This is a genomic window from Photobacterium indicum, assembly GCF_003026215.1.
In the GTDB taxonomy this organism is placed as follows: Bacteria; Pseudomonadota; Gammaproteobacteria; order Enterobacterales; family Vibrionaceae; genus Photobacterium; species Photobacterium indicum.
In genome coordinates this window covers 27,232-44,668 of record NZ_PYOC01000001.1, presented here as the reverse complement: position 1 = coordinate 44,668, position 17,437 = coordinate 27,232, and the positions used below count along the sequence as shown (strand labels likewise).

Below are 17,437 nucleotides of genomic sequence, written 5' to 3'. Positions count from 1 at the left end.
AATGTAGACTTCGCTTAGAAAGGTTAATCGAGCAGAGGATACTGCTCGAGCCTCTCCCTACAAAAGCAGTATAACTATAATAATTGACAGGATTAGTTCGATGAAAAAACTGACTATACTCGCTACTCTATGTGCTGGAATGTCTTTCGGTACTAGCGCACTTGCTGAAACGACGCTTGGTTTTACGGTTTACAAATATGATGACAACTTTATGGCCGTTGTTCGTCAAGCTATCGTGAAAGTTGCAGATGAAGACAAAGATGTTCGTTTGTTAATGAATGACTCGCAAAATAGCCAATCAATGCAAAATGATCAGATCGATATTATGCTTGCTCGTGGTGTGAAAGCCCTTGCAATAAACTTGGTTGATCCTGCGGCGGCTCCCGTTATTATTAAAAAAGCAAAAATGGATGATGTGCCAATTGTTTTTTATAACAAAGAACCATCAGCGGCTGCATTAGCAAGTTACGACAAAGCATATTATGTCGGAACTGATTCAAAAGAGTCAGGTATTATTCAGGGCGAACTGATTGCTAAGCAGTGGTCAGAAAATACTGATTGGGATTTAAATAACGATGGTGTTATTCAGTATGTTTTACTTAAAGGTGAACCTGGACACCCAGATGCTGAAGCTCGTTCGAGTTATGTAATCAAAACATTGAACGAAAAAGGATATAAAACAGAACAATTACATCTTGATACTGCCATGTGGGATACCGCAATGGCCAAAGATAAGATGGATGCATGGGTTTCAGGACCTAACGGCAGTAAGATTGAAGTTGTTATTGCTAACAACGATGGTATGGCAATGGGTGCTGTAGAATCATTGAAAGCGGCAGGTAAAACCGATCTCCCTGTATTCGGTGTTGATGCATTGAGTGAAGCATTAGCGATGGTACGTTCTGGCCAAATGGCTGGCACAGTATTGAATGATGCAAGTAACCAAGCAAAAGCAACATTTGAATTAACCCGTAACCTTGCAAATGGTCTTCCTGCAGGTGATGGAACAAATTGGAAAATAGAGAATAAAGTTGTACGTGTACCGTACGTTGGCGTTGATAAAAGTAACCTAAACTAATTTTCTGCCAACTAGAAGCGGGAGACGTTCTTTTCCCGCTTTTATAACCTTCTGGTTAATGCCGCTATGACTACAATAAATAAAAATGAATTTCTGTTAGAAATGACAGGAATAAGTAAAGAGTTCCCTGGGGTTAAAGCTCTCGATAAAGTGAACTTGAAGGTACGCCCTCATTCTATTCATGCATTAATGGGTGAGAATGGAGCAGGGAAATCGACCTTATTAAAATGCTTATTTGGGATCTATGAGAAAAACGAAGGGGATATCGTTTTCTTAGGTAAAAGCATTAACTTTTCATCATCAAAAGAAGCGTTAGAAGCTGGTGTTTCTATGGTACACCAAGAACTAAATCAGGTTCTGCAGCGTACCGTTATGGATAATATTTGGCTTGGCCGTTATCCGACAAAAGGTTTCTTTGTTGATCAAAAGAAAATGTATGAAGAAACTAAAAAAGTATTTGAAGAACTCGATATTGATATCGACCCTAATGTAAAAGTCGCGACCTTATCTGTATCTCAAATGCAGATGTTAGAAATTGCAAAAGCATTTTCTTATGACGCAAAAATTGTGATTATGGATGAGCCAACATCGTCATTAACTGAAAAAGAAGTTAATCACCTATTCAAGATCATTAAAAAGCTAAAAGAGAAAGGCTGCGGCATTGTTTATATTTCTCATAAGATGGAAGAAATATTTGAAATCTGCGATGAAATTACCATTTTACGCGATGGTGTTTGGGTTGATACACGCCCGTTAGAAGGTTTAACCATGGATCAAATTATCGGTATGATGGTTGGACGTGAATTAACGCAGCGATTTCCTGAAAAAACAAATACGCCGAAAGAAACCATTTTAGATGTGAAAAATTTAACGGCGTTGAATCAGCCTTCTGTTAAAGATGTTAGCTTTGAACTCCGTAAAGGTGAAATTCTAGGCATTGCTGGATTAGTGGGGGCGAAGCGAACCGATATTGTCGAAGCCCTATTTGGTATTCGTGAGCGTAGCAGCGGCGATATTATTTTACATGGTAAACACCTAAAGAATAAAGATGCCCACGAAGCTATTAATAATGGTTTTGCGTTAGTGACAGAAGAGCGACGCTCTACAGGCATTTATAGCAACCTCGATATTACATTTAATTCTTTGGTAGCAAATGTTGAACAATATAAAGAAGGCTTAGGGCTGCTCAGTAACCGAAAAATGAAAAGCGATACCCAGTGGGTAATCGATGCAATGAGTGTGAAAACACCGTCGCATAAGACAATGATCGGTTCATTATCTGGTGGGAATCAGCAAAAAATCATTATTGGGCGTTGGTTATTAACCGGTCCTGAAATATTAATGTTAGATGAGCCAACGCGGGGTATTGATGTTGGTGCGAAATTTGAAATCTATCAACTGATATTAGAGTTGGCCAATAAAGATAAAGGGATAATTATTATCTCTTCTGAAATGCCTGAACTTTTAGGTATTACTGATCGCATACTCGTGATGAGTAATGGTCGTGCTGCTGGCATCGTAGAAACAAAAAATACCACACAGAATGAAATTCTCGGTTTGGCCTCTCGTTACCTTTAAGGATTAGGGTTAATGGAAACTTTAAAAAAACTCAGCATGATGCGCTACCTCAAAGAAGGGGGCATTTATGCGGTGCTATTTATTTTATTGGCAATTATTGTTATTCAAGAACCAAGCTTTTTAAGCTTAAGAAACCTGAGTAATATTCTTACCCAATCATCTGTACGTATTATTATTGCATTGGGTGTTGCGGGGCTTATTGTTACTCAAGGTACTGATTTATCGGCAGGTCGTCAGGTAGGTTTGGCTGCGGTATTATCGGCTACCTTGCTTCAAGCGGCAGATAACGTTAACAAGGTTTTTCCCAATGTTGGTGAAATTCCAATTGTTGGCGTTATTATCGTTGTGTGTGCCGTGGGTGCGCTAATCGGTTTGATAAATGGCATTATCGTAGCGTATTTACATGTAACCCCGTTTATAGCCACACTGGGTTCAATGATAATGGTATACGGTGTTAATTCGTTATACTTTGATTCAGTTGGGGCATCACCGGTTGCCGGTTTTGATGAGCGTTTTTCTGATTTTGCTCAAGGCTTTATTCGCTTTGGTGATTTTAGATTATCGTACCTTACGTTTTACGCCATTATTGCGATTATATTTGTCTGGATTCTATGGAATAAAACTGTTTTTGGTAAGAATATTTTTGCGATTGGTGGTAATCCAGAAGCGGCAAAAGTATCGGGTGTTAACGTGCCAATCACACTGCTTAAAATCTATGCCTTATCGGGTGTGTTCTACGCATTTGGCGGTATGTTAGAAGCGGGTCGAATTGGTAGTGCGACTAACAACCTTGGCTTCATGTACGAACTTGATGCCATTGCTGCCTGTGTTGTGGGTGGTGTGTCATTTGCGGGTGGCGTAGGTAGTGTTGCAGGTGTTGTAACTGGGGTATTAATCTTTACCGTGATTAACTACGGTATGACGTATATTGGTGTTAGCCCTTACTGGCAGTACATTATTAAAGGCGGCATTATTATTTTCGCAGTAGCACTTGATTCAATGAAGTATGCAAACAAAAAATAATAATAAGTAACGACAAAGGCAAAGAGCTAATTGCTCTTTGCCTTTTTTCGTTTAATTGAAATAGGAATTCAACGTATGTCTTTTAAAGGTAAAATATACGCATTATTTGGGTTTATTATTGCTCTTGCAGTATCAACGTCATATTTAAGCGTGAATTATTATATTAGTCAGTATATTAACGATAACAGTATTAACAATATAAACCATCAGCTTAATTTAGTACGAGATAAGCTTTCTGGTGATATTACAAATAAAGTATTGCTCGCTGAAAATATAGATACAAGTTCATCAGGGTTAGCAGAGTTACAGGAACAGTCTGGTTTCTATCGCATCAATAAAATCATTCAAGGGATGGTTTTTACTGATACCGGTACGGTGACTGATCCTACGATTACTGAACCATTAGTGTCTATGGTGAAGGCTGCGAGTGATAAGGTAACCGTTAGTGACATCTTTACTGATCAAGGCAAGGCTGTGATTACAGTGACCAAGCCGGGAGCTAATGGGCGAGGTGATATCTTCTTCATTGATCTGGGTAATATTCAAAGCTTGCTAGAAAGCTCGACGGCTAAAGGTAGCTATCTTGAGTTGACTGATCAGGCGGGCACATTACTATTCAGTAATAAAGTGTCAGGTGATTTAATTAAAGCGGAATACCCCGTGGCGGTGGGTGATAAGACTTGGTTGTTAACGGGTTATATTGATAAAGCCTTTATCGAACAAGATACGAGTGTGCTTAACAATGCGATTACTTTGGCATTGTTCATCGCTGGCGTGGCGATCATTATAATTAGTATTGTGCTAGTGAATATTGCCTATCGTCCGATTAGTAGCCTTCGTGACGTTGTCACTGATTTAGCGGGAGGAGAAGGGGATCTTACCAACCGATTAGATGTGTATAGCAAAGATGAACTCGGTCAGATTGCCGGAGCGATAAATCAATTTACTGAAAGCTTACAGAAACTCATGCTGGGTGTTTCTGATTCCACTAAAATACTGGGTGATGGCGTAGGGCAAATTTCTGCGCATGCAGAACATAACCAATCTTTAATGGCGACGCATGTCGCTGAGACCGAACAAGCCGTCGCGGCGATTACAGAAATGAGTGCAACGGCCGATTCTGTCGCTCAAAGTGCTTTATCAGCAGCACAGTTAACAGAACAATCAACGCAGCAGGCTGAACAATGCAAAACGTTAGTTGGGCAGTCAGTACAGAGTGTCGAAGCTTTAGTGAATGAAGTGGAGCATATGTCTGGCTCTATCCATACCTTAAATCTAGATATTGGTAAAATTAGCAGTGTGTTAGGGGTAATAGGTAGCATCGCTGAACAAACTAATTTACTGGCGTTAAATGCTGCGATTGAAGCCGCGAGGGCGGGGGAGCAAGGCAGGGGTTTTGCGGTTGTTGCCGATGAAGTACGTGCGTTAGCCGATCAAACCCAAAAAAGCACTAAAGAAATTAATGAGATGCTAACGAAGTTGCAGTCAGGCACGAGCTCTGTTGTATCGGCAATGGAGAAAACGAAGCAAGGTTGCCAAGTATCAGCTGCCGCGACAGCGCAAAGCACAGTGTCGCTAGATGCCATGACCGTATCGATTGCTGATATCAACTCGCTTAATACCCAAATAGCCACAGCCGCTGAAGAGCAAAGTGTCGTGACGAACGAGATTTCTCGTAATATGGAAGCGATTCAAACCATGATTGCAGAACTAGATGAAAGCGGTAAAGCAACACGCTTGAGTACTGCTCAATTAGCAGAGACGAAAGCGCAATTAGTCGAGGTTGTTGAGCACTTTAAACTGGCGTAATGTGTGAATCTAATCTTGAGGTAACAACCAGCTCACTCTTACTGAATTGTATGAATTGAGCTGGATTTTATTTTAGAACATTCGATATTAAGTCGATTTACACCGTAAATTTTGCCATTTCGTTATTTAAACCGACCACTTTATGTTTGATTTCTTGTGATGTGACGTTTGCGTCGTCACAATTATTAGAGACGCCATTGGTGAAACGTCTTGCAATTAATTTCAGTGGTCGAGTTTGTTGTACGTTGCGCCAGTTTATTCATTTTTTTGGTAAAAAGCACAATTCAGGACTAGCCTGATCATTATTAACATTGCAGGTATGGCTGCGACGCTTAACTAACGATATGAATTAACATAAGGATATGTGATGAGTGAGAAAGTGTATCGATTTAATACTCCGCAGCGACTCTTCGTGGGTTATACACTGGCTGTTTTGGTCGATCTGACCGTCCTTAATTTCTATGATGAGTATTGGGAATTCGTCAATATAGAGTCTTTTACGGTTTCATTTGCAGCAGCGTTATTATTGCAGTTGTTACTCAAGTTATCACTTGCCGCTGAACATAAGCTAGCAAATTATTTCAAACAGAAACCAGGTGCTGCCGCAAAATTTTATCGTGGTATGAGCACATATATCATCTTAGTGGGCTCAAAGTTCGTCATGCTTGAAGCAATTAATATTTTGTTTGGTGATAAAGTGCAATTTACGGGGCCACTGCATGGTGTTGTGGCATTCTTTGCTGTTGTATTCACCATCTTAATCAGTGAAATTATTGTATCTAAAATCTATTTCGCGCTGGATAACGGTAAAGAGTAATGGTCACCTTTGTTTCCAACCTCTGTCCCCAATAAAAAAGCAGCGGCCTAGCCGCTGCTTTTGTTTAATATTTTTTAGTGCCGTTGTGGCGAATGATATTAATTGCGTCGTTAAACTTTAAGCCCTTTCATTAATCCTTCAAGAACATCAGCTTGATGATTCAGACGCTGTATTTCGCTGGTTGATTGAGTAACCATATCAGCCACGCGTTGCGACTGTTCACGTACTTGTTCAACGTCTGATGCGATATTATCTGCAACTGCACCTTGCTCTTCTGCTGCGGCTGCAATTTCAATACTACGATCTGCAATATATTGGTTTTGCTCAGAGATATGACTAATATCTTTACTGACTGACCCCATCATTTTTTCGCTTGATTCTGCATTATTAACGGTAAGGTGCATGACTTTCATCAAGCTCTGGCTATTGGTTTGTAGCGCCTCGATCATTGACTTAATTTCAACCGTTGCGGTTTGAGTTCTACCTGCAAGGGTACGTACTTCATCAGCAACAACAGCAAATCCACGGCCTTGTTCGCCTGCACGCGCCGCTTCGATGGCAGCATTCAATGCAAGTAGGTTTGTTTGTTCTGAAATAGCATTAATTGTTGTTACAACATCATCAATTTGGGCGGCGTTACTATCGAGTTCGGCAACGGCTTCTGCGGCAGAATTTATCTCTACTCCTAATCGATTTATAGAGTTAAGTGTTTGATTAACTTGAGCTAAACCCTTGGTTGTTGTTTCTGTCGCTTGGCTAGTCTGGCTTGATGTATCTTGTGCGTGACTAGCAACTTCGCGAATTGAACCTGCCATTTGTTCTGTTGCACTGGCGAGAGAATCAATTCTATCTTGTTGCTCGTGTGTTAATTGCTCATTTTCAGAGCTTCGTTGGCGTAGCTCAGAGCTAATTTGCTGAATTAAAGCAATGGCTTCTTGTGTTGCTTTCACTAACTGTTGCTCTCGATCTGATACGCGATCGATTGTTTGTGCAATAAGGTTAAAATCGTTTCGTGCAGGAGAATACGCAATACGTGAGACTAAATCGCCATCAGCAAGACGTTGAACAGCATTATAGATATTATAAAGAGCGCCACCCATGAAAGTCATGATGTAGTAAAGGCACATAATAATGAAAAGGCATGAAGCTAAAATAATGCTTATGTGGCTGAATGCCAATGATGAGATTAAGCTCGGCTGCTCTTTTATCGCGAGGCTGTAAGAGGTATTGGGTACTGAAACGGTATCGATGCCATAGCCACCAACCTGAATATTACTGCCAGTCAGAATACGATTAACGTCATTTTCAGTCAGATTTGATTGGGCGATTAAGTTTGCAATAGTTCTCATGTTTTGTTGTAGCAATTGTTCTTGCTGGTTCTCTGATGCATTTATTAATGTCAAGCTGACAATCATTATTGCTAGAACAGGCGTGAAGAAGAGAATTAAAAAATTCTCTTTAAGAGTCACATTGACTAAATATTTATCAATCCAACGGAATGCAATTTCTTTCATTGTATTTATTCTCTAAGTACAGCTATGAATAGTCAGGGTTTTAAACTGCTCATATTATGTATGTAAACAATGTTCTAGTTCTGTTGAATTAAGTGATCCCAATCACGAATATAATGATAAAAGTTATTCAGCCACTCCGCCCTTCCAGAGAACCAATTGAAAACGAGAGCTTGATGTTCACGTAATGGCCTCTATTTAATTATCCAGCGGTTCAATACGTCGTGATCAATATTGATTCTTATCCAGCATAGGCGACTTCAATTTTACGGTAACTCAATTTGAAAAAGAGATAGTTCTGACTCATTGAAGGATGATATCTGCTGGAAAATTGAAGCCAAAATTTGATGGCCATTGTACTGGGAGTAGAGAGTGGTGACGGAGATCATAACTTATTGATCCTACTTGAGATATTACCCGAATTTGATACGTGTGTGGCAGTTTTAAACCTACTGAATGATATAGTCCACGAAAATACCTATCTATAACAAAAGGTTATGATAATTCTATCAATAATTCAAACATACAGTTTAGCGTAGATTTCTACAGTTCTTACCTTATTAATATTATGAATAAATTGATAATGCCTAACTAATAAGGCACACAATCGACACAATTAAGCCCACATATTTGGAGTGAAACATGCAAGACCATAATTCAAGGTTCCCTACGATTTCTAAGATTCTTATCTTACGGCAACTTCTTTGGGGGGCTGCCTTCTACGGTACATACGTACTTTTAACTAAATTTTTTCTAAATGACCTAAATTACAGTGAAGCAGACACCATTATGATGATGGGTGCCTTCGGTGCCGTTGGTCCTGTCTTCTCGGCGGTTGGTGGGTTTGTTGCTGACAAATATATTGGTGCTTTCCGCGCTGTCTATATTGGCTACACAGCGTATTTAGCTGGATTTGTATTGCTGGGAGTTGGTGCTAGCGGTCTCAATGTACCTTTAAGTATCTTTGCGATTGCATTAATTGGTTATGCACGCGGCTTATCTGCTACTTGTCCAACGGTGCTTTTGGGGAACTCCTATTCAGAGACCAATCGAGAGGCATTCCAACAGGGTTTGACGGTAAACTATTCAATCAACAATCTTGGCTCTTTTTCTGCTAAGTACCTATTTCCTTTCTTGATTGCTTACCTTGCATATCAGGGGGTTTTCTTTATTGCTGGGTTACTTATGGCTTGCATCTTGATCATATTTTTCAAGTTCCGTAAAGAGCTAGAGAGTGTGGGTAACGATTTAGATAAAACGCCACTGCCATTCATGACATGGGCACTCTTTTTTGTAGGTTCAATTGCGACGTTAGGCTTGGTATTTTGGATTTTCTCAAACCTCGATATGGGGAAATACATTCTTTACTCGCTAGGCTTTGGTGCTATTGGCTACTTTATTTATGAAATAACTAAAGCAACTCGTGCTTATCAATTCAAAATGGTCGCGGTACTGATCACTGTTTGTATTCTAATCGTGTTCTATTTTTTTTACGGCCAAATGTTCACATCAATGAATATGTACGCTATTAACCTGATGGGTGACAAGCTACTTGGTTTCATTCCAATTTATCCTGAATCTAATATGGCATTCAACCCACTATGGTGTTTTGTTCTGGGTGGGCCAATGATCCAGATATATGCTTGGTTAGATCGTAAAGGCTATTCTCCGACGATTCCAACTAAGATCGCAGGCGCATTTGTACTCAGTGCTATCGCGTTTACGTTATTGGGCCTATCTTCAGAAAATATGGGGCCGGATGGTAAAATTTCAGCAGACTGGATTCTATTAGTACATTTCTTTCAATCTGGAGCTGAGTTGATTGTAGGTGCATTAGGTGCTGGCTTTATTTTTGAGATGGTACCTCGCTATTTAGCTGCTTTCTCTATTGGTTTACGCGCCGTTGCGATTTCACTCAGTGGTATTTTGGCTGCGGTAATTGCAACTAAAATCGCGTTGCCTAAAGACATTGTATTTACGCCTGAAGTGGTCGAAGCGGTCTATACGGGTTATTTTTATATGTTAGCCCAGATTGCTGCATTCATGTCTGTCTTGACCTTCGCTTTGTCACGCGTGATCCAAAAGTTGATTTTACGTGGGGAAGAGCTTGAAGCAGAAGAAAAAGGCGAAAAAGAAGCAGCTCTGTCGCATTAAGTGTTGTGAGTCACGAATGTAATGGTGAAGCTTGTTCAGTAATCAAATAATCGTTCTTCATAGGTTTTGTATCATTTTGTGGTAATACGAATTAGAATCATTATCTAAAATTTAAAGGTGTGTGACTTATGAAGACGATTGCTATTTTTGGTGCTAATCGAGGTTTAGGCTTAGCAATGGTTAAGCATTATGTTCAACAAAACTATTCAGTGATTGCGATGGTACGGAACCCTGAAAAGGCAACCGAGCTGGCTGAATTGAACGTCAAAATCATTCAGTGTGATGCTGTTAATCAAGCCGATGTTCAATATGCTGTGGGTTGCTTACCGAAAGACGCCATTGTGATTTCGGGGATGGGAAGTTTTCAAGCTCAGCAACCTGTCGACTATATCGGTCACCGTTATTTGATTGATGCGCTTGAAGAACAAGAAATACAGCGCTTCTTAATGGTGACGTCGCTAGGGTGTGGTGATTCATGGTCGATGCTTTCTGATCGTGCAAAAGCGGTATTTGGCGGTGCGGTACGTGAAAAAAGCTTGGCGGAATCTTGGCTACAAACCAGCCGATTGGCTTACACAATTGTAAGGCCTGGAGGTTTAAAAGATGGTGAATCAACAGGAAACGCTGAAATTTACCAGGATGAAGAAGTGCATGGTTTGATTAATCGAAGTGACGTTGCTGTGATAACAGAAAGGTTGCTGAATGATGACACTTCTATCGGGCAAATTTACGCAAGTGTTGATCCTACATTGAGCTATTAATAAGGTTGAGTCTAATTCTGCTATAGATCATCTAAAAAGGAGAGCATCGCTCTCCTTTTATTCAATTATTGGGGTGAGATTAGTCACCGCCTCCATCATCGTTATTAGAAGAAGCTCCGCGCGCGTATTTTTTATTCCGTTCTTCTAATTCGAGTTGATCTTCCTCTTTTTGCTTATTGATAACAGCTTCTGCTTCATCATCTTTTGGCGTGAATAAACCTTTAGCCCATTCGAACATATCCTGTACCTTTGTTGCTTCATATTACGAAGCTTTGTTTAAAGTTTAGTCTACATTAACAGCAACATTAGTTGTGCTTTTCTGACTTGGCAACTTTCTGGTCTTTATTGGTTTAGCTAACCATACTATGGGAATTAAGCATAAGCATAAAATGCCCGTCATCCAGAATATGTCAGTAGTTGACATCATATAGGCTTGGCGAGTTAATTCGCCATTCACTGCGGTTAGGTTATCGCCCATTTGATGGATGAGTTCCATTGCGCTTTGATTCGCATTGGTAAAACCTTCCGCTAATCTGGCATGGTGAAACTCCATGCGTTCATCCCACATTGTTGTGACGATAGAAGATGAAAAGCTACCAAACAAGGTTCTAAAGAAGGTCGATAATGCAACGGCATTGGCGATTTGGTCACTGCTGACGCTTGTTACAACCAGGTTTTGTAGTGGTACAAAAAACGCTAAGGTGGCAGCCCCCAGTACGAATTGCGGCAGCATAATGTAACTGTATGGAGCATCAAGGCTATAACTGGCTCGCCAAAACCCAACAATAGAAAACACAACGAAGGCATAGCTGAGTATGATCCGCAGATCGACCTTTTGTACGAGCTTACCAATAATAGGGGCGCTGATTATTGCCAATATACCGATGGGTGCTACTGCATAGCCAGACCAAGATGCGGTGTAGCCCATCACACCTTGTAACCATAGAGGAAGTAAGACGGTTGACCCAAAATACATCATGAAACCCAAGCACATCACAACAACCGCAACAAGGAAGTTACGTTGTTTGAAAAAACGGAAATTCACGATTGGGTTATCATGATACCATTCCCAGATAATCATTATCCCCCATGACAAAATGGCCACGAAGGTCAAGCCAACAATGAGGTTTGACTGAAACCAGTCATTATCTTTACCTAAATCGAGCATCATCTGTAAGCTACCCGCCGCGATAACCAACAGACCAATACCAATATAATCGATGTTCTCACGCTGTGTTTTGGTATCGCGATCCTTAAGCAAAACATAAACCAGAATACTGGCAATAATACCGATGGGCACATTGATGAAAAATATCCACGACCAAGAGTAATTATCGGTAAGTACGCCCCCCAGAATTGGGCCCATAATGGGGGCGACAACCACGGTCATCGACCATAAAGCCATTGCCATTCCGTGTTTTTCTTTTGGAAAGTTACGCAATAATATACTTTGTGACAAAGGAGCAATTGAGCCTGAAACTGCCCCCTGCAGTACACGGAAGAAGATCAGCATCTCGATACTGCTAGAGATCCCACACAGTATTGACGTAACAATAAAACCCACAACAGCAAATGTGAATAAACGTACTTCACCAAATCGGCGGCTTAGAAAGCCAGTCATTGGCATTGATATTGCGTTGGCGGCACCAAACGCGGTAATTACCCATATACCTTGGTCGGTAGATATGCCTAAGTTACCCGCAATAGTAGGTATGGCAACATTGGCAATAGACGTATCCAAGACCATCATAAAGGTCGCCATTGATGTGGCGAGAGTGATCAATAAGAGGCGAACCCCTTTGACAGGTGCTAAATCATTCATATTATCACCTTATTACAAGGTGATTTGATGAACAAAGGTGTCAATATGTTGATCAACAGTTTGTAGGTGCTGTTGAGTAATATTGGCAAGGCTTTCATCAGTGGTAAAAACAGAGTGGTCAAAGGGTTGATTAGCAGCCGATTCAGTATCAACCGTTACTTTCATCGACATGCCGATACGAAGCGGGTGGGTTTTGAATTGTGCTGGATCAACGTAAATACGTACCGGTACACGCTGAATCACTTTGATCCAGTTACCTGTCGCATTCTGTGCTGGAATCGCAGAGAACGCACTGCCAGTACCTGCTCCTATACCAGCAACAACGCCTGTGTAAGTGTGTTTGCTACCGTATAAGTCAGAGATTAACGTAACAGGTTGCCCTGCTTGCATATTGGTTAGCTGAGTTTCTTTAAAGTTTGCTTCAATCCATACTTTATTCAGTGGCACTAGCGTCATAAGTGCTTGTCCTGGTTGAATCTGTTGACCAACTTGTACGGCACGCTTGGCAATCATCCCGCTTTTAGGAGCAATAATTGTGCTGTTGACCTGTGCCAAATAGACTTTTCGCAACTGTGAAATAGCGGCTTCAACCTGTGGGTTATTAAGCAGTTTCTCTTTAGGCAGTAATACCTCAGAAGCTTCAAGTTGTTTGTTCAATGCAACAAGATTTTGTGAGCTGATGTTGACTGCGTTTTTAGCATGAGCAAGCACTTCTGGTAATACTGAGCCATCTTTGTCGCCGCCAATTCGGCGGTTGTAATCTTGTTTTGCTTGTTTGTAGGCGATTTTTTCAGCTTGAACTTGCGCTTTTAGTTGGTCGATTTTGATGTAATTGCTTTGAACCTGACGCAAGGTAGCTTTTAGGTTCGCTTCAGCTGACTGTTGCTCTAATGATAATTTATTACGATTCAAAGTGAGTAGTTCACTGCCTTGCTTAACCGCTTGTGTATCATCAACGCTAATCGTGTCTATTGTTCCGGGTTCTTGTGAGGTAATCATTACCTGCTGACCAGCCACATAGGCATCGTCTGTTTGCTGTTGCGTAGTCGGTAGTAACATGAACCAAATACCTGCTGCTACCGCAACAATAAGGGTGAAGCTGGTTAGAATAATATTGCGTTTTTTCTTTGATGAGTTAGATAGTGTTTGAGTTGTCATTGTTATTCTCTTTACTCGTTGTTGCTTGGTGTTGATGCCAAAACGGATTGTTCTTGTTGGTAATCACCACCAAGTGCCACGATTAACTGCAATTGATTTTGTAAAATAGCGGATTCAGTATTGGTGACCTTTACAACCTGTTGGTGCCATTGCATACGGGCACTGTTCATATCAGCAAAGCTTGATAAACCACGCTCGTAACGATTATTCAAAATGTCGTATGCTTGCTGGTAATGGGTAACGGAAGATTGTGCGAGTATTTGTTGTTTTTGTGCTTCTTGTAAGCTGACGATGGCATCGGAGGTTTGTTTAACCGCGTTAAGTATCGTTTGATTGTAATTTGTGACCGCTTGGTCAAACTTAATATTGGCTGATGCGTAATTGGCATCGCGCACGCCACCGTCATAAAGCGGTAAGCTCGCCGCGACTGTTGCACCACCTAAGAATAAGCTGGCAGGGTTCATATTTGAGAGCTTTTGAAATACGCCCATTACCATCAAGTTCACGTCTGGATAATATGACGCTTTGGCTTGTTTAATACCTTGCTCGTTCGCTTCCACCATCCATTTGCTGGCAATAATGTCAGGACGACGACCGAGCAAATTCATAGGTATAGTATCGACAGCAGCCAATTGGTTGATTGCTTGGGCATTCGGTAAGGTTAATTGGCCCAATTGATCGGGAGTTTTAGCAAGATACAAAGCGAGTTGGTTTTTTGCTAATTGCTGCTGGGTTTTTGCATCTGATAACTGAGCTGATAAGGTGTCGATATCACCTTGGTTTTGAAACGATTCCGCTTCGCTGGCTAAACCTCGTTTTACTTGCGCGGTAATCACTTTATTTTGATGATTAATTTCGTCTAATAACGTGGTTAAGTTTTGCTCTAAACGATAATTATTCTGTAAAGCAAAGTAACTGCTGGCGATAGATGCAGATATTACTAATCGAGCTTGTGCTTCTTGTGCTTCTAAAGATAGCTTTTGATCACTTGCTGCGGTAATTGTCGCTTCGTTCTTGCCCCAGAAATCAAACTGGTATGAAAAAGAGGGTAGGAGCATGCCCATCGCGGAGTAATCAGCATTAGACATATTGAGCGATTGCGTATTAGCGCCAATACCACCGCCACTTACATTGAGGTTTAGTTTTGGTTTATCACCTGATTTAGCAAGAGCCACTTGTTGAGAGGCCAAATCAATACGCTGTTTGGCTTGTTGTAATGTGAGATTATTTGTAAGCCCTAATTGGATTAGCTGTGTGAGCTGTTGATCACCAAATTGATTCCACCATTGACGATGAATAACTTGAATATCATGACTTTTTAGTTGAATTTGTTCATTTGTTAACATCGATTGATGTTGCGGTTCTTCAGGGGGAATCATGCTACATCCTGAGAGAACCGATAAGGATAATAATATCGGAATGGATGCATTTTTATGAAAACGGTTCATCGTCTGTCCTAATCTGTTTTATAGGGTAGAGTATAAATATGATCTGATTGTTGATATATACGCCATAAAGGGAAAGACTGTTGCAGACAAAAAACAATAAGATTGGTTTCGATCTGAATACGCTCGAGATGTTTGCGCGAGTTGTGGTATGCCATAGCTTCACAAAAGCTGCGGCAGAACTAGAAATAACGAAATCAACGATTAGTCGAAAAGTCGCGGAGTTAGAAAAGCACTTAGGTACACGCTTACTAACGCGATCAACACGAACCCTAGTATTAACGAAAGAAGGCGAAGCGTTTTATCAATCTTGTGTCCATATCATAGATCTTATTGAGCAAGCTGAATTGGAAGTTATGGCAAGCCATGATCTGGTTCGTGGACCATTGAACATCGTTATGCCAGTAGAAGTAGGGAATGGGTTATTAGGACGGTGCATGAAGGAGTTCATGAAATTGCATCCCCATGTAACAATTCATCTAGAACTTTCAAATCGAAAAGTTGATCTTATTTCTGAAGGTGTTGATTTAAAAGTACAAATAGGAGAGCTGGATGAGTCGTCGTTAATTGCACGAACATTCCACTATTCGACACGTATTCTTGTGGCTAGCCCCGAATACTTAGCAGAATACGGAACACCGCAATTACTCGAAGATCTAAAAGCGCCGCATCAGCAAATTAAAAATAGCAGCTCAATACGAACAGCAGATAAAAACGTATTAGCAGGCTTGCCTTACCGTTTTAAAGTGAACACGATTAATGCATCATTGGAAGCTTGCTTAGATGGTTTTGGTATCACTTTCATGCCGGAGTTTATTTGTAAAGAACACATAGACTCTGGGCAACTCGTACACGTTTTACCTGATGTATATTCAGCTCAGATACCGGTTAGTTTTGTTTATCCCGAGAGAAAATTGATCCCCAAGCGGCTACGAGCGTTCATTGATTTTACTATCATGCGCTTCGAACAAGAGATAACGTTGCGGGAAGTGAATGCAATGTAGATCTCATTATGTATAACGTGTTTCGTGTGTTTAGAAACGATCCTGAGACTATAAAGGTGATGAAGGTCGCATTTTAAGCAGCTAGATAAACGAAAGGGATAATGACAATGAAGCGATAAGCAAAATTAATAATTGTTCTATTAGCTTGCCTCTCACAGCGGCAATGAAATGCTAATTATTGTTCTCAATTTAAGTCTCGTATGGGAAGCGCACAAGTAATGATGCGTGGACGTTTCGGTGGTGGTTTTAGGCATTAAAGAATGCTAATGGACATCAGATTCTGCTGTGCTAGGTGGATTATATGGTGCAGAACGGGATTATTACGTTATTTCACTTTTATTAATCAGATAAATAGAGGTGAAAATGCTTAATAAAGAGACGAACAGTAAGTCCCTTATGTTTTCAGGTTCTTTATAGTGCTTTTTTAAGTGCTTGTTATATATGCGTTTCTTTGGGCGCGCATCAGAATATGTGTGCTTTTTTTGATTTTTTGCCACATAAAAAACAAAAAAGACTACCCAAATCCTTTTAGGATGCTATTATTCTTTCCGGCTGTAATTCAGACCTATTTATATGCAATATTATGTTTTAGAAAACCTTTGCTGCACTGCTTTTCAAGTATGTTGTTTTTGAAGATTTCACTCATAAGTTATCATCACATAAATAATTCTATTCTGGCTAAAACCGCATTATTGCGAATTATTTCGAAAATTTAGGAGACTATCATGTCTAACACAACTGGTATCGTTAAGTGGTTCAACGAAGAGAAAGGTTTCGGTTTCATTACTCAAGATAACGGCGGCGCTGACGTATTCGTTCACTTCCGTGCTATCGCTTCTGAAGGCTTCAAAACTCTTGCTGAAGGTCAAAAAGTTTCTTTTGACGTTGAACAAGGCCAGAAAGGTCCTCAAGCTGCTAACGTAGTTGCTCTTTAATTTAGAGTCTATGTAACAGTATAAAAATGTCAGCTTAGCTGGCATTTTTTTTATCTGCTATTTGTATACCCACTTTCAAACCCTTTCTGTATGTTTCTTCACCAATTATCCATGGCTGCTAAATACGTTCAATTCATTGATTTATAGACCAAAAAATAGTTAGATAAAAAATCTAATATGCACTTAATCACATTTGTGGGATGTTCGGTAAATAAAGCTACCCAACTGTATATTCTGTGATAGTATGTGTCTCGGCCTGTAATTCAGACCTTATTTATATGCAACATTATGTTTTAGAAAAGCTTCGCTGTACCGATTTACCCAGTAAGTTGTCATGAAGAT

The 17,437-nt window shown here is 40.3% G+C and carries 14 protein-coding genes; 9 read left to right on the top strand and 5 right to left on the bottom strand.

The window, feature by feature from the left end:
• Window positions 1–100 precede the first annotated feature (100 nt).
• From mglB to C9J47_RS00175, 5 genes are all read left to right on the top strand, one after another.
• A complete protein-coding gene (gene mglB / locus C9J47_RS00195) occupies window positions 101–1,078 on the top strand; it encodes a galactose/glucose ABC transporter substrate-binding protein MglB (RefSeq protein ID WP_107251705.1) in 978 nt (325 codons plus the stop codon).
• A 66-nt stretch (window positions 1,079–1,144) separates the two neighbouring features.
• A complete protein-coding gene (mglA, locus tag C9J47_RS00190; RefSeq protein ID WP_107251704.1) occupies window positions 1,145–2,656 on the top strand; it encodes a galactose/methyl galactoside ABC transporter ATP-binding protein MglA in 1,512 nt (503 codons plus the stop codon).
• Window positions 2,657–2,668: 12 nt separating this feature from the next.
• On the top strand, window positions 2,669–3,679 hold the full coding sequence (mglC, locus tag C9J47_RS00185) for a galactose/methyl galactoside ABC transporter permease MglC (protein ID WP_006228484.1): 1,011 nt from the start codon (window positions 2,669–2,671) through the stop codon (window positions 3,677–3,679).
• Window positions 3,680–3,754: 75 nt separating this feature from the next.
• A complete protein-coding gene (locus C9J47_RS00180; protein ID WP_107251703.1) occupies window positions 3,755–5,488 on the top strand; it encodes a methyl-accepting chemotaxis protein in 1,734 nt (577 codons plus the stop codon).
• A 367-nt stretch (window positions 5,489–5,855) separates the two neighbouring features.
• On the top strand, window positions 5,856–6,305 hold the full coding sequence (locus C9J47_RS00175; protein ID WP_006228481.1) for a hypothetical protein: 450 nt from the start codon (window positions 5,856–5,858) through the stop codon (window positions 6,303–6,305).
• A gap of 110 nt (window positions 6,306–6,415) precedes the next feature.
• Here the strand turns inward: C9J47_RS00175 and C9J47_RS00170 are convergent, their stop codons facing one another.
• Entirely contained in the window at window positions 6,416–7,819 is a 1,404-nt protein-coding gene (locus C9J47_RS00170; RefSeq protein WP_107251702.1) for a methyl-accepting chemotaxis protein, read from the bottom strand.
• 639 nt (window positions 7,820–8,458) lie between these two features.
• Here C9J47_RS00170 and C9J47_RS00165 point away from each other — a divergent pair.
• Together C9J47_RS00165 and C9J47_RS00160 are read left to right on the top strand one after the other, a co-directional pair.
• Window positions 8,459–9,970: a peptide MFS transporter gene (locus tag C9J47_RS00165; RefSeq protein ID WP_107251701.1), complete on the top strand. Its 1,512-nt coding sequence runs from the start codon at window positions 8,459–8,461 to the stop codon at window positions 9,968–9,970.
• 128 nt (window positions 9,971–10,098) lie between these two features.
• Window positions 10,099–10,731 (top strand): SDR family oxidoreductase, encoded by a 633-nt coding sequence (locus C9J47_RS00160; protein ID WP_107251700.1) that lies wholly within the window; start codon window positions 10,099–10,101, stop codon window positions 10,729–10,731.
• 79 nt (window positions 10,732–10,810) lie between these two features.
• On the opposite strand, the gene C9J47_RS26935 is transcribed toward C9J47_RS00160, so the two are convergent.
• From C9J47_RS26935 to C9J47_RS00145, 4 genes are read right to left on the bottom strand one after another with little or no spacing between them, the layout of a single operon-like run.
• A complete protein-coding gene (locus tag C9J47_RS26935; protein WP_006228426.1) occupies window positions 10,811–10,969 on the bottom strand; it encodes a hypothetical protein in 159 nt (52 codons plus the stop codon).
• 45 nt (window positions 10,970–11,014) lie between these two features.
• Entirely contained in the window at window positions 11,015–12,553 is a 1,539-nt protein-coding gene (locus C9J47_RS00155) for a DHA2 family efflux MFS transporter permease subunit (protein ID WP_107251699.1), read from the bottom strand.
• A gap of 12 nt (window positions 12,554–12,565) precedes the next feature.
• The gene (locus C9J47_RS00150) at window positions 12,566–13,711 is read right to left on the bottom strand and encodes an HlyD/EmrA/EmrK family protein (protein WP_107251698.1); all 1,146 of its coding nucleotides are present in this window, start codon (window positions 13,709–13,711) and stop codon (window positions 12,566–12,568) included.
• Window positions 13,712–13,722: 11 nt separating this feature from the next.
• Window positions 13,723–15,159, bottom strand: coding sequence for an efflux transporter outer membrane subunit (locus C9J47_RS00145; RefSeq protein ID WP_107251697.1), 1,437 nt, complete (start codon window positions 15,157–15,159; stop codon window positions 13,723–13,725).
• An 80-nt stretch (window positions 15,160–15,239) separates the two neighbouring features.
• On the opposite strand from C9J47_RS00145, the gene C9J47_RS00140 reads away from it, so the two are divergent.
• A complete protein-coding gene (locus C9J47_RS00140; RefSeq protein ID WP_107251696.1) occupies window positions 15,240–16,160 on the top strand; it encodes a LysR family transcriptional regulator in 921 nt (306 codons plus the stop codon).
• 725 nt (window positions 16,161–16,885) lie between these two features.
• The gene (cspE, locus tag C9J47_RS00135; protein ID WP_006228435.1) at window positions 16,886–17,095 is read left to right on the top strand and encodes a transcription antiterminator/RNA stability regulator CspE; all 210 of its coding nucleotides are present in this window, start codon (window positions 16,886–16,888) and stop codon (window positions 17,093–17,095) included.
• The last annotated feature ends 342 nt before the right edge of the window (window positions 17,096–17,437 follow it).